This window comes from Streptomyces sp. SPB074 (assembly GCF_000154905.1).
Taxonomy (GTDB): Bacteria; Actinomycetota; Actinomycetes; order Streptomycetales; family Streptomycetaceae; genus Streptomyces.
The window spans coordinates 4837139-4853263 of the sequence record NZ_GG770539.1 but is presented as its reverse complement, the minus strand read 5'-3'; the positions used below and the strand labels follow the sequence as shown (position 1 = coordinate 4853263).

General features: G+C 72.4%; 13 protein-coding genes. 2 read left to right on the top strand and 11 right to left on the bottom strand.

The window, feature by feature from the left end; all coding sequences use genetic code 11:
- Window positions 1-453 precede the first annotated feature (453 nt).
- From SSBG_RS20395 to folC, 11 genes are all read right to left on the bottom strand, one after another.
- Window positions 454-1284 (bottom strand): TIGR03936 family radical SAM-associated protein, encoded by an 831-nt coding sequence (locus tag SSBG_RS20395; RefSeq protein WP_078491371.1) that lies wholly within the window; start codon window positions 1282-1284, stop codon window positions 454-456.
- Window positions 1285-1448: 164 nt separating this feature from the next.
- Window positions 1449-3386 (bottom strand): TIGR03960 family B12-binding radical SAM protein, encoded by a 1938-nt coding sequence (locus SSBG_RS20390; RefSeq protein WP_037870252.1) that lies wholly within the window; start codon window positions 3384-3386, stop codon window positions 1449-1451.
- A 57-nt stretch (window positions 3387-3443) separates the two neighbouring features.
- Window positions 3444-4970, bottom strand: a complete 1527-nt coding sequence (locus SSBG_RS20385) for a CYTH and CHAD domain-containing protein (RefSeq protein ID WP_008747954.1) — start codon at window positions 4968-4970, stop codon at window positions 3444-3446.
- Window positions 4971-5066: 96 nt separating this feature from the next.
- The gene (rodA, locus tag SSBG_RS20380; protein WP_037870251.1) at window positions 5067-6263 is read right to left on the bottom strand and encodes a rod shape-determining protein RodA; all 1197 of its coding nucleotides are present in this window, start codon (window positions 6261-6263) and stop codon (window positions 5067-5069) included.
- Window positions 6263-8497 (bottom strand): penicillin-binding protein 2, encoded by a 2235-nt coding sequence (mrdA, locus tag SSBG_RS20375; RefSeq protein WP_037870250.1) that lies wholly within the window; start codon window positions 8495-8497, stop codon window positions 6263-6265. The genes rodA and mrdA overlap by 1 nt, the downstream gene beginning before the upstream one ends.
- Before the next feature lie 142 nt (window positions 8498-8639).
- Window positions 8640-9335 carry a rod shape-determining protein MreD gene (gene mreD, locus SSBG_RS20370; protein WP_008747951.1) on the bottom strand — a complete coding sequence of 232 codons (696 nt, stop codon included), beginning with the start codon at window positions 9333-9335 and terminating at the stop codon, window positions 8640-8642.
- A 7-nt stretch (window positions 9336-9342) separates the two neighbouring features.
- On the bottom strand, window positions 9343-10335 hold the full coding sequence (mreC, locus tag SSBG_RS20365; RefSeq protein WP_037870248.1) for a rod shape-determining protein MreC: 993 nt from the start codon (window positions 10333-10335) through the stop codon (window positions 9343-9345).
- A gap of 269 nt (window positions 10336-10604) precedes the next feature.
- Window positions 10605-11624, bottom strand: a complete 1020-nt coding sequence (locus SSBG_RS20360; RefSeq protein ID WP_029397024.1) for a rod shape-determining protein — start codon at window positions 11622-11624, stop codon at window positions 10605-10607.
- Between the two features lie 374 nt (window positions 11625-11998).
- Window positions 11999-12412: a nucleoside-diphosphate kinase gene (gene ndk / locus SSBG_RS20355; protein WP_008747948.1), complete on the bottom strand. Its 414-nt coding sequence runs from the start codon at window positions 12410-12412 to the stop codon at window positions 11999-12001.
- 139 nt (window positions 12413-12551) lie between these two features.
- Complete coding sequence (locus SSBG_RS20350) at window positions 12552-12914, bottom strand: DUF4233 domain-containing protein (RefSeq protein WP_008747947.1); 363 nt, start codon at window positions 12912-12914, stop codon at window positions 12552-12554.
- Window positions 12915-12917: 3 nt separating this feature from the next.
- Window positions 12918-14438 (bottom strand): bifunctional tetrahydrofolate synthase/dihydrofolate synthase, encoded by a 1521-nt coding sequence (gene folC, locus SSBG_RS20345; RefSeq protein ID WP_008747946.1) that lies wholly within the window; start codon window positions 14436-14438, stop codon window positions 12918-12920.
- Window positions 14439-14546: 108 nt separating this feature from the next.
- Here folC and SSBG_RS20340 point away from each other — a divergent pair, with 108 nt between their 5' ends.
- Together SSBG_RS20340 and SSBG_RS20335 are read left to right on the top strand one after the other, a co-directional pair.
- Window positions 14547-15557 carry a rod shape-determining protein gene (locus tag SSBG_RS20340; protein ID WP_199781389.1) on the top strand — a complete coding sequence of 337 codons (1011 nt, stop codon included), beginning with the start codon at window positions 14547-14549 and terminating at the stop codon, window positions 15555-15557.
- A 93-nt stretch (window positions 15558-15650) separates the two neighbouring features.
- Window positions 15651-16125 (top strand): hypothetical protein (locus SSBG_RS20335; protein ID WP_037870247.1); only part of this gene is annotated, 475 nt, incomplete at its 3' end.

Here is a 16125-nt window from a genome sequence, read left to right as displayed (position 1 = left end):
GCGGCGCGGCGCCTGCGGCGCGGGGAGCGGTCGCCGGGCGAGGAGGGGGTGTCGTCGTGTTTCAGGAAGTGCCGGGTTCCGTGGGCTCAAGCATTGCGGGGGTGTCTCCCGTCGTGCTCCCGGGCGCCGCGCCGTGTATCGGTGACGCGGGCGGCTCGCGCTGGACGCGCGGTGGCCGCGGGACCGGAGGGCGCGGGCGCCGCTCAGGAGCTTGTTCTTGTCTGTCTCGCCGGTTCCGGCCGCGGGTGCGGCGGCCTGGCGAAAGTCTTGTGGTCGGGTGCCCCGTCCCGCCCCGGGGAATTCCGGGCCGGGCGCGGTGCGGTGCGACGGCCGGTCAGGAGGCTTCCCGCCGTTCCCGGGACGCGGCCCGCCGCTGTGGAGGCGCTTCCCGGCCGGGGGCCGGGGCAGTGCCGTACCAGGTGCTGCGGACCCGCCGGGTGGGCGGGACACTCCCTACGCGGTGCCTTCCTCGGCCTGCGTCGTCGCGGTGGCGGAGCCGACGCTCACGGTGGCTGCCGTGGCTGGCGGTGCCGCCTCGCGGTCGGGCGCGAGCGGGTCGGTGACCGTGCCGGACTCCTCATCGAGCGGCCCCTGCGCCAGCCTGGTCACCGCTGCGGGGACCGGCGGCGCCAGTTCGGCCACGGCTCGGAGGCCGGACAGGACGTCGTCAGGACGTACGGCGGGTGTCAGGTGCCGTACTACCAGGCGCAGTATCGCACAAGGGCGCTCCGTCGGCTCGTCGGCCCGCTGTTCGGCGAGGCCGAGGCGGACGACGGCGGCGCGGGCGTCGAAGGTGCGGACGCCGTTCTTGGTGAGGCGTTCCACCTCGACCGTACTCCGTGCCATGAAGGTCTCGGCGGCACGCGCGGCGGTCTCGGGGGCCACCTGGTCGAGCCGCAGGTCCCAGACGCTGGCCTGGAGGCGCTCGGTGAGGTGGGGCGTGCGGGCCTCGACCGCGTCGACGATGTCGAGCCCGGTGGGCAGGGACTCGTCGAGCAGCGCACGCAGGCGTTCCGGGTCGCGGGACGCGGCGAGGCCGATCTCCAGGTACTCGGCCTCGCTGCCGGTGCCGGTGGGTGCGGCGTTGGCGTAGGACACCCGTGGGTGGGGTGTGAAGCCCGCGGAGTAGGCCATGGGGACCTCGGCGCGGCGCAGCGCGCGCTCGAAAGCGCGCTGGAAGTCGCGGTGACTGGTGAACCGGAGGCGCCCGCGCTTGGTGTACCGCAGCCGGATGCGCTGCGTGACCGGCGCCGGAGGGGGGCCTTCGGGCTGTCGCTTGCCCAGGGGAGTCAGTCCTTAGGGAGAGTGGTCGTCCTTCTCCCTAGAGTACGTGCAGCGCGGGGCGGGGGTTCCCGCAGCCGGCCGGGTCAGCGAATTCAGCCCCTCCGGCGATTGAGGAGCGGGGTCCGGGGCGGAGCCCCGAAGGGCCCGCCCCGGCAGGGGCCGGCCTACTGCCCCGCCACCGAGAGCGGAAGCAGTTTCCGCCCCGTCGGCCCGATCTGGATCTCCGTCTGCATCGAGGGGCACACCCCGCAGTCGAAGCACGGCGTCCACCGGCAGTCCTCGACCTCGGTCTCGTCCAGCGCGTCCTGCCAGTCCTCCCACAGCCAGTCCTTGTCGAGACCGGAGTCGAGGTGGTCCCAGGGCAGGACCTCCTCGTAGGAGCGCTCGCGGGTGGTGTACCAGTCCACGTCCACGCCGAAGGCGGGCAGCGTCTTCTCGGCGCAGGCCATCCAGCGGTCGTACGAGAAGTACTCGCGCCAGCCGTCGAAGCGCCCGCCGTCCTCGTACACCGCGCGGATGACCGCGCCCACGCGGCGGTCGCCGCGCGAGAGGAGGCCCTCGACGATGCCGGGCTTGCCGTCGTGGTAGCGGAAGCCGATGGAGCGCCCGTACTTCTTGTCGCCGCGGATCTTGTCGCGGAGCTTCGCGAGCCGCGCGTCGGTGTCCTCGGGCGAGAGCTGCGGGGCCCACTGGAAGGGGGTGTGCGGCTTGGGCACGAAGCCGCCGATGGAGACGGTCGCGCGGATGTCGCTGCGCCCCGAGGCGGCGCGGCCCTCGGCGATGACGCGGGTCGCCATGTCGGCGATCTGGAGGACGTCCTCGTCGGTCTCGGTGGGCAGCCCGCACATGAAGTACAGCTTCACCTGCCGCCAGCCGTTGCCGTAGGCGGTGGAGACCGTGCGGATCAGGTCCTCCTCGCTGACCATCTTGTTGATGACCTTGCGCATCCGCTCGCTGCCGCCCTCGGGGGCGAAGGTGAGCCCGGAGCGGCGCCCGTTGCGGGTCAGCTCGTTGGCGAGGTCCACGTTGAAGGCGTCGACGCGGGTGGAGGGGAGGGAGAGGCCGATCTTCTCCTCCTCGTAGCGGTCCGCGAGGCCCTTGGCCACGTCACCGATCTCGGAGTGGTCGGCGGAGGAGAGCGAGAGCAGGCCGACCTCCTCGAAGCCGGTGGCGCGCAGGCCCTTCTCGACCATGTCGCCGATGCCGGTGATGGAGCGCTCGCGCACCGGGCGGGTGATCATCCCGGCCTGGCAGAAGCGGCAGCCGCGCGTGCAGCCGCGGAAGATCTCCACCGACATGCGCTCGTGGACGGTCTCGGCGAGCGGGACGAGCGGCTGCTTGGGGTAGGGCCACTCGTCCAGGTCCATGACGGTGTGCTTGGAGACGCGCCACGGGACGCCGGAGCGGTTGGGGACGGTGCGGGCGATGCGGCCGTCGGGCAGGTACTCGACGTCGTAGAAGCGCGGGACGTAGATGCCGCCGGTCCTCGCGAGGCGCAGCAGGACCTCGTCCCGGCCGCCGGGCATCCCCTCGGCCTTCCAGGCGCGGACGATGCCGGTCATCTCCAGGACGGCCTGCTCGCCGTCCCCGATGACCGCGCAGTCGATGAAGTCCGCGACGGGCTCCGGGTTGAAGGCCGCGTGGCCGCCCGCGACGACGATCGGGTGCTCCACGGTGCGGTCCGCGGCCTCCAGCGGGATGCCGGCGAGGTCGAGCGCGGCGAGCATGTTCGTGTAGCCCAGCTCGGTGGAGAAGCTGAGGCCGAAGAGGTCGAAGGCGCCGACCGGGCGGTGGCTGTCCACCGTGAACTGCGGGACGTGGTGCTCCCGCATGAGCTTCTCCAGGTCGGGCCACACGCTGTAGGTGCGCTCGGCGAGGACGCCCTCGCGCTCGTTCAGCACCTCGTAGAGGATCATGACGCCCTGGTTGGGCAGCCCGACCTCGTAGGCGTCGGGGTACATGAGGGCCCAGCGCACGTCGCACTCCTCCCACGGCTTGACCGTGGAGTTCAGCTCACCGCCGACGTACTGGATGGGCTTCTGCACGTGCGGGAGCAGGGCTTCGAGCTGGGGGAAGACCGAGGGTGCGGACTCGACGGGCATCTGGCTGACCTTGGGACGTCGGGAGCTGGGCACGATCCGATGAGGGATCACGAACTCTCAGCGTAACCGCCCCCGGCCCGGCGTCCCGCCCGCGTGCCCGCGCTCCAGCGCGCTCTCGTACGCGCGGGCCCTGGCCTCCTCGCGGCCGTGGAGCAGCCCCCAGGTGAAGCCGGGTTCGCCCGCCGCGTGGGCCCGCGCGGCGAGCTCGCGCAGGGCGGCGCGGGCCACGACGCCGTCGTGGTGGTCGCCGAGGAGCGAGGTGAGGGCCTTCGCCTCGCGGGCGCGGCGCTTGGCGGGTTTCCCGAGGACGGGCCGCGCGGACTCGGCCGCGTACCGCAGGCGCTTGGTCTTCTTGCGCGCCTCGTGCAGGGCCGCGTCGCGGGCGGGGCCCTGCGGCAGGGCGAGGGCGTCCGCGAGGTGCCGCCGGGCGCGGCGGCGCTCCTTGCGCACGACCGCGCGGAAGTGCTCCGGGGCCGGGCGCGCGGCCTTCCCCGTGAGGGGCGGGGCGGCGAGGAAGGCGTCCCAGGCGTCCAGGAGGGCGCGGCAGCGGGGGCTGTCGAGCGCGGCGAGCGCGGTGGCGCGGCTGGTGTCTCCGGCGCGTACCGCCCACGTCGTCAGGCGTGCCTCGGCGGGCCCGAGCAGGAGGGGGCCCTCGGCCTCGGCGAGGAGGCCGCGCAGCCGCTCCTCCAGGACCTCGCGGTCCCGGTCGGCGCCGAGTTCCCGGGCGAGCCACCGGAGTTCGGCGCGCAGGGCGTCGGTGGCCTCCCGGTCCAGGAGCGGGCGGCGGCCGCGCAGGGCGGCGCGGGTGCGGCGCAGGGCGACGCGCGCCTTGTGGACGGCGTCGGGGCGGTCCTGGCGGAAGGCGGCCTCGCGGCCGAGGAAGGCGAGGTACTGGGCGCGCAGGTGGCGCAGAAGGTGGCCGCCCGCCGTGTCCGGCGCGGCGGGCGGGACGAGCGGGGACGGCGGCGTGCCGGTCTCCGTGAGGGCCCGGACGAGTTTGGAGGGCCCGGTGGCGCGGTGGATGCCGGCCTCGCGGAGCCGTTTCTCCACGGCGTCGAGGAGGGCGGGGGTGCCGGCCCCGGTGAGTTCGGTCTCGATCTCGCTCCACCGCGCCGTGGCGCGGGAGCGGCCGAGGCGCCGGGCGTGCACCTCGTCGTGGGCGATCTCGGCGAGCGCGGCGCCCCGGGCGTCGTACAGCAGGCGCGTGGTGCGCCGGGTGGCGAGGCGGACGACGGGGACGAGCGCGGCGCCCCGGGTGCGGGCCGTGACGAGGCGGGCCAGCTCCTCGGGGACGGGGCCGCCCGGCTCGTCGTCCGCGTCCAGCGGGAGCCGCACCTCCTCGCGGGTGTCGCCCGCGACGGGGAGCTTGAGGTGCCAGCCCGCGTCCGCTCCCCCGGTGCGGCGGCGCAGCGTCGCACGGGTGCGGGCGAGGCGCAGGTCGGCGGTGTCGTAGTAGACGGCGTCGAGGTGGTGGGTGCGCGGCGCGCCCTCCTCGTGGACACCGCGTACGGCGGTGAGGGCGGGGAGGGGCGTGCCGGGATCGAGGTCGTACTTCCGTTCCGTCTCGTGCGTCGCGGTCGCCATGAAGGGAACGTAACCGGAAAACGCGGGCCCGAACGGGCCCGCGTCACCGAACAAGGAGGGACCGCGCGAATCAGGCCACCGGCCCGGCGCGGCGGCTCACACCGAGAGCGGCCTCTGCAACCTGATCGACTGGAGCAGTCCCACCGCGATCCACACGGCGAACATCGAGGTGCCCCCGTAGCTGACGAAGGGCAGCGGCAGCCCGGCGACGGGCATGATGCCGAGGGTCATGCCGATGTTCTCGAACGCCTGGAAGGCGAACCAGGCGATGATGCCGCCGGCGACGATCGTCCCGTACAGCTCGGTCGTCTCGCGCGCGATGCGGCAGGCGCGCCACAGGATGACGCCGAGCAGCACGATGATGAGCCCGGCCCCGGCGAAGCCGAGTTCCTCGCCCGCGACGGTGAAGACGAAGTCGGTCTGCTGCTCGGGGACGAACTGGCCGGTCGTCTGGGTGCCGTGGAAGAGCCCGGTGCCGTGGAGGCCGCCGGAGCCGATCGCGATGCGCGCCTGATTGGTGTTGTAGCCGACGCCCGCCGGGTCGAGGTTCGGGTTGGCGAAGGCGGCGAAACGGTTGATCTGGTACTCGTCGAGGATGCCGAGCTGCCAGATCGCGACGGCTCCGGCGGTGCCCGCGCCGATGAGGCCGAGCACCCAGCGGTTGGACGCGCCCGAGGAGAGCAGCACCCCGAGGACGATCATCACCATGACCATGACCGAGCCGAGGTCGGGCATGAGCAGCACGATGAGGATGGGCAGCAGGGCGAGGCCGAGCGACTGGAGCACGGTCTTGTGGTCGGGGTGGTCGCGGTCGCCCGCGTCCACGCGCGCGGCGAGCAGCATCGCCATGCCCAGGATGATCGTGATCTTGACGAACTCGGAGGGCTGGAGCGAGAAGCCCGCGACCATGAGCCAGGCGTGCGCCCCGTTGACGGTCACGCCGAGCGGCGTGAGCACGAGGAGCACGAGGAAGACCGAGACGCCGTAGAGGATCGGCACGGCGGTGCGCAGGGTGCGGTGCCCGAGCCAGATCGTGCCGATCATGAGGCCGAGCCCGATGCCGATGTTGACGACGTGCTTGACGAGGAACGCGTACGGGTCGTCGCCGACGAGTTCGGTGCGTCCGCGTGTCGCCGAGTAGACGAGCGCGCAGCTCAGCGCCGAGAGGGCGAGGGCGCTCAGCAGCATGGGCCAGTCGAGCCGCCGGGCGAGGGAGCCCTTGGCGAGCAGCCGGGTCCACGAGGAGCGCTCGGGGCCGTACCCGGAGACGGTGAGGTAAGGTCCCGCGGCCATCAGTCCCGCCTCCCTGCGGTGGTCGTGACGGGGGTTCCGGCGTTCGCGACGCCGCCGCCGTCCTGCGTCCCGCCGCCGTCCGGCGGGAGCAGCGGCGGCGTGGAGGGCGGGGCCTCCAGCGTGTAGGGCGCGAACTTCTTCTTGAGCGTGGGCGAGTCGATCGACCCGTCCTTCTCGATCCTCGGCAGCGACTTCTCCGGCTCGGGGAGCAGGGCCTTCTTCTTGTTGATCCGGCCGGAGCTGTCGACACCGTAGAGCGCGTCGTAGATCTTGCGCACGGCGGGCCCCGAGGCGCCGGAGCCCGTACCGCCCTGGGAGATCGTCATGACGATCGCGTAGTCCTTGGTGTACGTCGCGAACCACGAGGTCGTCTGCTTGCCGTAGACCTCGGCGGTGCCGGTCTTGGCGTGCATGGGGACGTCCTTCTGCGGCCAGCCCTGGAAGCGCCAGGCGGCGGTGCCCTGGGTGGCGACACCGGCGAGGGCTCCGTCGATCTCCTTGTGGAGCTTGGCGTCGATGGGGAGCTTGGCGTTGACCTTCGGCTTGATCTGCTCGACGTGCTTGCCGTCGGCGCTCACGACGGCCTTGCCGATGCTCGGCTCGTGGAGCGTGCCGCCGTTGGAGATCGCGGCGTAGATGCTCGCCATCTGGATCGGGGTGACGAGGGTGTCGCCCTGGCCGATCGAGTAGTTGACGCTGTCACCGGCGCGCATCTGGTTGCCTTCGAGGCAGTTCTCGTAGGCGATCTTCTCGGCGTAGTCGCCGTCCTTCTTGCCGGACTTGCACCAGGCGGCCTTGTTGGCCTTCCAGTAGTCCTGCTTCCACTTGCGGTCCGGGACCCGGCCGCTGACCTCGTTGGGGAGGTCGATGCCGGTCTCCTTGCCGAGACCGAACTTGTGAGCGGTCTTGTAGAAGTAGTCGTGGGGGTGCTTCTTCGGCTTGGTGCCGCCGTCCTTCTTCCACTCGTTGTGCGCGATGCCGTAGAAGACGGTGTCGCAGGAGACCTCCAGCGCGCGGCCGAGGCTGATGGGGCCGAAGTTCTCCGACTCGAAGTTCTGGAAGACCTGGTTGCCGATGGAGTACGAGCTGGAGCAGTCGTAGCGCCCGTTGAAGGGGTACCCGGCGGCGACCGAGGCAGTGGTCGAGATGACCTTGAAGATCGAGCCCGGCGCGGCCTGCCCCTGGATGGCGCGGTTGAGCAGCGGGTAGTTCGACTTCTTGCTGGTGAGCTTGGTGTAGTCCTTGGCGCTGATGCCGCCGACCCAGGAGTTGGGGTCGTAGTCGGGCAGCGAGGCCATCGCGACGACGCGGCCGGTCTTGGCCTCCAGGACGGCGACGGCGCCGGAGTCGGCCTTGTAGTTGCGGTGGGTGTTCTTGTCGTACTCCTTGCGGGCCGCCTTCATCGCCTCGTTGAGCTCGTACTCGGCGATGGCCTGCACCCTCGCGTCTATGCTCGTGACGACGTTCGCGCCGGGCTCCGCGCGGTCGGACTCGGCCTTGCCGATGACCCGGCCGAGGTTGTCCACCTCGTAGCGGGTGACGCCCGCCTTGCCGCGCAACTGCTTGTCGTACTGCCGTTCCAGGCCGTTGCGCCCGACCATGTCGGAGCGCAGGTACGGCGAGTCGCTCTTCTCGGCCGACTTGATCTCCTCGTCCGTGACGGGCGAGAGGTAGCCGAGCACCTGCGAGGTCTGCGCGCCGCCGGGCGCGGTGTAGCGGCGGACGGCGGTGGGCTCGGCGGTGATGCCGGGGAAGTCCTCGGAGCGCTCCCTGATCTGGAGGGCCTGCTTGGGGCTGGCCTCGTCGGTGATCGGGATGGGCTGGTACGGGGAACCGTTCCAGCACGGCTGCGGGGTCTTCGCGTCGCACAGCCGCACCTTGTCGATGACGTCCTTCGGCTTCATGGCGAGGACGGCGGCGAGCTTGGTGAGGACGGTGCGCCCGTCGTCCTTGGTCTTCATCAGCTCGGTGCGCGAGGCGGAGACGACGAGGCGGGTCTGGTTGTCGGCGAGCGGGACGCCGCGCGCGTCGAGGATCGCGCCGCGCACGGCGGGGTCCACGACCTGCTGGACGTGGTTCCCGGTCGCCTCCGCCTTGTACTCGTCGCCGTTGCGGATCTGGAGGTACCACAGCCGCCCGCCGAGGGTGAGCAGGAGCGACATCACCAGGATCTGGAGGATGACGAGCCGGATGCGGACCCTCGGGGTACGCCCGGTCTCTGGAATGTTCGACATGCGACGCCTCCCCCTCAGGGGCGGAAGGTACGGAGGACGGGCGGGAGGACGGCGGGGCACGCCACGGCGGTACGGGTACGGGGCTCCGCGGGCGTACGGGCTGCCGCGGGCGTACGGGGGCGGGTCGCCTCGCGCGGGGTGCTCACAGCCGCTTCACCCCCTTGATGCGGCCGCTGTTGCGGGTCGCGCGGGCCATGCGGGCCTTGCCCATGCGTCCGCGCAGTCCCCCGCGTGTGCCGCCGCCGATGCTGAGCCCCGTGCCCGAGGCGAGCCAGCCCGCCGCGACGTCGGCGCCGCGGGCCGTGCCGCCGCCGCCCGCGCTCTCGCCGAGCGGGTCGTTCTCGGAGCGGCGGGCGAGCCACATGATGAACGGGACGACGAAGGGCGCGAGGACGAGGTCGTAGATCGTCGCGGTCGTCAGGAGCCCCGCGAGGCCCACGTGCCGGGCGGCGGTGTCCCCGACGAGCGCGCCGACGCCCGCGTACAGCAGCGTCGAGCCGATGGCCGCGCCGACCACGACGGCGAGCGGCGCGAGGACGGACCGCGTCCGGCCGTGCTCGGGCCGGAAGAGCCCGGCGACGTAGCCGACGAGGCACAGCACGAGCGCGTACCGGCCGGCCGCGTGGTCGGCGGGTGGCGCGAGGTCGGCGAGCAGGCCCGCGCCGAAGCCGATGAAGGCGCCCGCGAGGTGCCCGTAGACGAGGGCGAGCCCGAGGACGGTGAGGAGCAGCAGGTCGGGCACGGCGCCCGGGAGCTGGAGCCGGGCCAGCACGCTGACCTGGATCATGAGGGCGACGACCACCAGGGCGGTCGAGAGCAGAATCCGGTTGAGGCGCATGTGACCGCTACTCCTGGTCGCCGTCGCCGGCCCCGGCGGCGCCCGTGGGCGCGCCGGAGGGCGCCCCCGAGGGAGCGCCGGAGGGCTTGGTGCCGCCGGGCGTGGCCGTGACGGTGACGGTGGGGGTGGGCTGGGGCTTGGGCTTCGCGGGCAGGACCGCGTCGCGCGGGTCCTTGCGCGGGGCCTGGACGACGATGCCGACGAGGTCGAGCTTCGTGAAGCCGACGAAGGGCTCGACGTAGACGGTGCGGGTCAGGTCGCCGCCCGAGGGGTCGACGCGGACGACGCGGCCGACGGGCACGCCGGGCACGAAGGGCCTGTCGGCCTGCGAGCCGAAGGTGACGAGCCGGTCGCCGGTCTTGACCTTGGCCTTGCCGTTGAGCATCTGAACGGCGAGCGGCCGGTCACCGCGCCCGGAGGCGAAGCCGAGTTCGTCGGTCTTCTCCAGGCGCGTGCCGACGGTGAAGTCGGGGTCGTTGGCGAGCAGCACGGTCGCGCTCGACGGGCCGACCGTGGTGACCCGCCCGACGAGGCCCTCGCCGTTGAGGACGGTCATGTCGCGCTTGATGCCGTCGCGCGTGCCCGCGTCGATGGTCACCGTCCAGGAGAAGCCCTGGGCCGCTCCTATGCCGATGACCTCGGCGGCCTTGATGCCGTACTGCCCGGCCCCCGCCCGCTGGAGCATGGTGTCGAGCTGCCGGACTCTGCTGCGGTTGCGGGAGTCGCTGCCGAGGCGCTGCTTGAGCTCGGCGTTCTCGCGTTCCAGCGCGCTGACGCGGTCGTGGCGCGTGCCCGAGTCGCGGACCGCGCCGATCGCGTTGCCGACCGGGTCGACGGCGCCGGAGACGCCTTTCTCGACCGGTCCGAAGACGGTGGAGGCGGCCTGCCGGGCGCCGTCCACCGGAGAGTCCTCGCCACCGCGGATGTCGATCGTGATCAGTGCGAACGCGATGACGATCAGCAGCACCAGGAGCAGCCGGCTCTCTCGTGTGTCCCTCACGTGCGGCGGCCGTGCCTTCCTCGTCGGAATTGCGTGTCTCGACGGCGCCCGCACGGGGGCCGCCGTCCGGCGGGCCGCACCCGGAGGCCCACCGGTCGTGCTCGCCGGGGCGCGCGCCCCGGCGGGAGTCCTGTTCGGCCGGGGCACCGGCCCCAGCGGAGGGTCCTGACCCGGAAGCGGTACGGGCCGTTCCGGTGAAGCGCCGTCGCGGGCCCTCGCGCGCCCCCGGCGGAGCGGGCCCGCGGGAGGCGTGTCCCGCGGGCCGCCGGCTAGCGGCGCGGCTGCGCGTCCAGCACCTGCTGGAGCGCCTCGAACTCCTCGACGCACTTGCCGGAGCCGAGGGCCACGGAGTCGAGCGGGTCCTCGGCGATGTGGATCGGCATCCCGGTCTCGCGGCGCAGCCGCTCGTCCAGGCCGCGCAGCAGCGCGCCGCCCCCGGTGAGAACGATGCCCCGGTCCATGACGTCACCCGAGAGCTCGGGCGGGCACTTGTCGAGCGTCGTCTTGACCGCGTCGACGATCGCGTTGACGGGTTCCTCGATGGCCTTGCGCACCTCGCCGGCCGAGATCACGACGGTCTTGGGGAGACCCGAGACGAGGTCGCGGCCCCGGATCTCGGTGTGCTCGTCGTTCTCCAGGTCGTACGCCGAACCGATGGTGATCTTGATCTGCTCGGCGGTGCGCTCGCCGAGAAGGAGGCTGTACTCCTTCTTGATGTGCTGGATGATCGCGTTGTCCAGCTCGTCGCCCGCGACGCGGATGGACTGCGCCGTGACGATGCCGCCGAGGGAGATGACGGCGACCTCGGTGGTGCCGCCGCCGATGTCCACGACCATGTTGCCGGTCGCCTCGTGGACCGGGAGCCCGGCGCCGATCGCCGCCGCCATCGGCTCCTCGATGATGTGCACCTGGCGCGCGCCCGCCTGGGTCGCCGCCTCGATCACCGCGCGGCGCTCGACGCCGGTGATACCGGAGGGCACGCAGACGACGATGCGCGGGCGGGCGAGGTAGCGGCGCTTGTGGATCTTGACGATGAAGTAGCGGAGCATCCGCTCGGTGATCTCGAAATCGGCGATCACCCCGTCCTTGAGCGGGCGGACCGCGACGATGTTCCCCGGGGTGCGGCCGATCATCTTCTTCGCTTCCGCACCCACGGCGAGGATTCCGCCCGTATTGGTGTTGATCGCGACGACGGACGGCTCGTTGAGAACGATCCCTCGGCCCCTCACGTACACCAGCGTGTTGGCGGTCCCGAGGTCGACAGCCATATCACGGCCGATGAACGACATTGAGTTCCCCATGAGGATCGTCTGGCCTTCCCAAGTGGAGCGTTGACGGCTTTTCAGGAACGGCGCGGTGGGTGCTTTTGCTCTCGGTGGGTACTGCCTGAGGAGCGGCTTCCATCGTAGTCGCGCCCGACAGGGCTCGGCGCGAGGGTACGCGCTCCCGTACGGGATTCTGCGCCGATGAGCACGGGTCTCGCCTGTGGAGACGTGCCATATGGGGCACGGGTTCCCTCGAACGTGGACGCATATGCCAGAAGGCGACCGGAATTTCCGGTCGCCTTCACCGTACGGCCGCGGGAATGCCCCGATTCGGGCACCGCATCTTTTTGGACTTTCGATACCCGGGAGACCCGGAAGACCCGGAAGCCGAAGCCGGATCAGAAGCGGCCGGGGAAGAAGATCTTCAGCTCGCGCGCGGCGGAGTCCTCCGAGTCGGAGGCGTGGATCAGGTTCTCGCGCACGATGGTGCCGAAGTCGCCGCGGACCGAGCCCGGCGCGGCGGCGATCGGGTCGGTCGGGCCGGCGAGCGTACGGACGCCCTCGATGACCCGCTCCCCCTCCACGACGAGCGCGACGACGGGGCCGGAGAGCATGAACTCGACCAGCGGCTCGTAGAAGGGCTTGCCCACGTGCTCGGCGTAGTGCGTCTCCAGGGTCCCGCGGTCCAGCTCGCGCAGTTCGAGCGCGGTGATGCTCCACCCGGCCTTGCGCTCGATCCGGCCGACGACCTCTCCCACCAGCCCGCGACGGACGGCGTCGGGCTTGAGCAGAACGAGCGTGCGCTGGGACATGCGGGGTTTCTCCTTGGGCAGGGGCCTGTGGTTCACGAAGCGTATACGGACCGCTCGGGGGCGCGTCATCAAGCCCCTCCGGCCTTCGGGGCGCGGGGAGGCGGGGCTTCGGGGGGGGGCGGGGCTTCGGGGGGGGCGGTCACCCCGCGGAGGCGGCGGCCTCCTCCTGCGCGGCCAGCGCGGCGAAACGCGCCTTGGCCTCGTCGATCTTGCGCCCGTAGTGGACCGAGGCCCACCACAGCCCCCCGAACGCCGCGCCGAGGACGAACATCACCGGCACCACGAACCCGGACAGGAACAGCGCCACCTGGAGCACCCAGCCGAGCGCGACCCCGGCGGGGCGGGTGACGACACCGCACAGCAGCACGCACAGGAACATCGCTCCCCCGCACACGCCCCACACCGCGCCCTGCCCGAGGTCGTCCATCTTCATCGCGACGAGACCGGCGAAGCCGATGATGAAGAACTCGCCGATGAGTGTCGAAGCGCACAGGGTCCGCACGACTCAGCCCTTCCTTCCCAGAAGCAGCCGGGCCTCGCCGACCGTGATGACGGAACCGGTCACGAGCACGCCGCCGCCGGCGAACTCGCCCTCCTCCTCGGCGAGCGTCACCGCCGCCTCCAGCGCCTCGGGCAGCCGCGGCTCGACCTGGACGCGGTCCTCGCCGAAGACCTCGACGGCGAGCGCGGCGAGCGCGTCCGCGTCCATGGCGCGATGGCTCGTGTGCTGCGTGATCACGACCTCGGCCATGATCGGCTCGAAGGCTTCGAGCAGCCCCCGCGCGTCCTTGCCCTCGCTCACCGCGACGACCCCGATGAGCCGCGAGAAGTCGAACGCCTCCCCGATCGCCTCGGCGGTGACCCGGGCGCCCGCCGGGTTGTGGGCCGCGTCCACGACGACGGTCGGCGACTTGCGTACCGTCTCCAGCCGGCCCGGCGAGGAGACGGTCGCGAAGGCGGCGCGCACCACCTCGGCGGAGAGCGGCTCGGGCCGCTGCGAGCCGACGCCGAAGAACGCCTCGACGGCGGCGAGCGCGACCGCCGCGTTGTGCGCCTGGTGGGCGCCGTGCAGCGGGAGGAAGATCTCGTCGTACTCGCCGCCGAGCCCCCGCAGCGTCAGGAGCTGGCCGCCGACGGCGACCTGGCGCGAGGCGACGCCGAACTCCATGCCCTCGCGGGCGACGGTCGCGTTCTGCTCGACGGCCTTCTTGAGGACGACCTGCGCCGCGTCCACCGGCTGTTGCGAGAGGACGACGGTCGCGTCCTGCTTGATGATCCCGGACTTCTCGACGGCGATCTCGCCCGGCGTGTCGCCGAGGCGGTCGGTGTGGTCGAGCGAGATGGGCGTGAGGACGGCGACATCGGCGTCGATGACGTTCGTCGCGTCCCAGCGGCCGCCCATGCCGACCTCGACGACGGCGACGTCGGCGGGCGCGTCGGCGAAGGCCGCGTAGGCCATGCCGGTCAGCACCTCGAAGAAGGAGAGCCGGTACTCCTGCTGGGAGTCGACCATCTCGATGTACGGCTTGAGGTCGCGGTAGGTCTCGATGAAGCGCTCGGCGCTGATCGGGGCGCCGTCGAGCGAGATGCGCTCGGTGACCGACTGCACGTGCGGCGAGGTGTACCGCCCGGTGCGCAGGTCGAAGGCGGTGAGCAGGGCCTCGATCATCCGGGCCGTGGACGTCTTGCCGTTGGTACCGGTGATGTGGATCGAGGGATAGGAGCGCTGCGGTTCGCCGAGTACGTCCATGAGCGCGGCGATCCGGCTCACGGAGGGCTCCAGCTTGGTCTCGCCCCAGCGCGTGGAGAGTTCCGCCTCCACCTCGCGCAGCGCCCGGTCCACCTCCGGGTCCTCGGGCCGCGCGGGAACCTCGGCCTGCGGCGGCCCGGCCTGGGCGCGCAGGGTACGGCTGCCGGCCTCGATCACCGCGAGGTCCGGGTCCCTGTCGGTCTCGGCGTCGATGATCCGGTCGAAGTGCTCGTCGTCGCCGTCGGTACGGTCGTCGTGCGGGGGCTGCTCACTCACGCGGCCAGTCTACGGAGCGCCCCGGGCGGACGGGGCGGCAGCCTCGCCCGGGGCCCGGCGGGACCCCGGACACCCGTATGACCGGATAATCAGGCACACTTGGCGATCATGGACATAGGCATTGATCTCGGCACCGCGAACACCCTTCTGTATGTGCGGGGCAAGGGCATCGTGCTGAACGAACCGTCCGTCGTGGCGGTGCGGGAGGGCCGCAAGGGCACGACGGTGGCCGTGGGCACCGAGGCGAAGGAGACGCTGGGCCGCTCCCCCGGCTCGATCACCGCCGTGCGGCCCCTGGAGTCGGGCGTGATCAGCGACTTCGAGGCGACCGAGCAGATGATCAGGTACTTCGTCCGCAAGGCGGCCCCGCGCCGCTCCACGCGGATCAGGCTCGTGGTGTGCGTGCCGAGCGGCGTCACGCCCGTCGAGCGCCGCGCCCTGGTACGGGCCTCGCACGCGGCCGGGGCACGGAGCGTGTACGTCGTCGAGGAGCCCATGGCGGCGGCGATCGGCGCCGGGCTGCCGGTCGGCGACGCGCGCGGCTCGATGGTCGTGGACATCGGCGGCGGTACGACGGAGGTCGCCGTGCTCTCGCTCGGCGGCCTCGTCACGGCGCGCTCGCTGCGCGTCGGCGGGCACGTCCTGGACACGGCGGTGACCGACTGGGTGCGCAAGAAGCACGGCCTGCTCATCGGGGAGCGCACCGCCGAGAACGTGAAAATCGCGATCGGCTCCGCCTGGCCCGTGCCCGAGGACCCGGAGCTGGAGCGGCGCACGTACGAGGTGCGGGGCCGCGAGAAGGTCGCGGGTCTGCCGCGCCGGGCCGAGCTGACGGCGCCCGAGATCCGGCGGGCGCTCGACGAGCCGGTGGAGGCGATGATCCGGGCGCTGCGCGAGACCCTGGAGGAGTGCCCGCCCGAGCTGGCGGGAGACCTCATGGAACACGGGATCGTGCTGACCGGGGGCGGCGCGCTGCTCCCCGGGCTGGACCTCCGCATGGCTTCGGCGACCGGCATCCCCGTCTTCGTCGCCGAGGAGCCGCTGGAGTGCGTGGCGCGCGGCTGCGGGGAGTGCGTGGACCACTTCGACACCCTGCGGGACGTGCTGCGGGAGGGGTGAGGGGGCCCTCGCGGTCCGCCACACGGGGTACGGCCTCGTCCGTCTTCGGCGCGGTCACCGGCATAACGAGCCGATAAATAGTGCAATGCGCCTATGTGGTATGCGCAGAATCCGGGCCGGGCGGCCCGTCAGCTCGCCGGTGACCTGGCACTCCTCGCGTGGGTCACCACATGGGCCTTCGGGGCCGCGGTCCTCCATCAGCTCGCCGACGGCATCGCCGTGCGGCTCGCGGCCGCGGGCCCGGCCTCGTGGTGGCGGTCCCTGCCGGGACCGGCGCGGGACGTGCTCTCACTGGTCGATCCCAGCCGGTGGGCGCTCCTGGTCACGGCGGCCGGTCTCGCGGTCTTCCTGCTCGTGAGCGTGCCCGTGATCGGGTGGTGGGTGCCGCGCCGGATGCGCTGGCACCGCCGCGCGAGCGCGGCCCGCGCCCTCGCGGACACCGAGGACGGCCGCGAACTCCTCGCCCTGCGCGCCCTGATGCGCCCGCTGGACGACGTCGGCCGCACCGCGACGCTGACGGGCGCGACCCCGGGCCGCCTGGCCGAGGGCTGGCGCGACGCGGACCCGG

Coding starts and splice junctions, on each gene's coding strand:
- rodA (WP_037870251.1), bottom strand. CDS start 6,263: ATGGCCGCGGGACCTTACCTCACCGTCTCCGGGTACGGCCCCGAGCGC.
- mrdA (WP_037870250.1), bottom strand. CDS start 8,497: ATGTCGAACATTCCAGAGACCGGGCGTACCCCGAGGGTCCGCATCCGG.
- SSBG_RS20385 (WP_008747954.1), bottom strand. CDS start 4,970: ATGGCGACCGCGACGCACGAGACGGAACGGAAGTACGACCTCGATCCC.
- SSBG_RS20390 (WP_037870252.1), bottom strand. CDS start 3,386: ATGCCCGTCGAGTCCGCACCCTCGGTCTTCCCCCAGCTCGAAGCCCTG.
- ndk (WP_008747948.1), bottom strand. CDS start 12,412: ATGTCCCAGCGCACGCTCGTTCTGCTCAAGCCCGACGCCGTCCGTCGC.
- SSBG_RS20360 (WP_029397024.1), bottom strand. CDS start 11,624: ATGTCGTTCATCGGCCGTGATATGGCTGTCGACCTCGGGACCGCCAAC.
- mreD (WP_008747951.1), bottom strand. CDS start 9,335: ATGCGCCTCAACCGGATTCTGCTCTCGACCGCCCTGGTGGTCGTCGCC.
- SSBG_RS20340 (WP_199781389.1), top strand. CDS start 14,547: ATGGACATAGGCATTGATCTCGGCACCGCGAACACCCTTCTGTATGTG.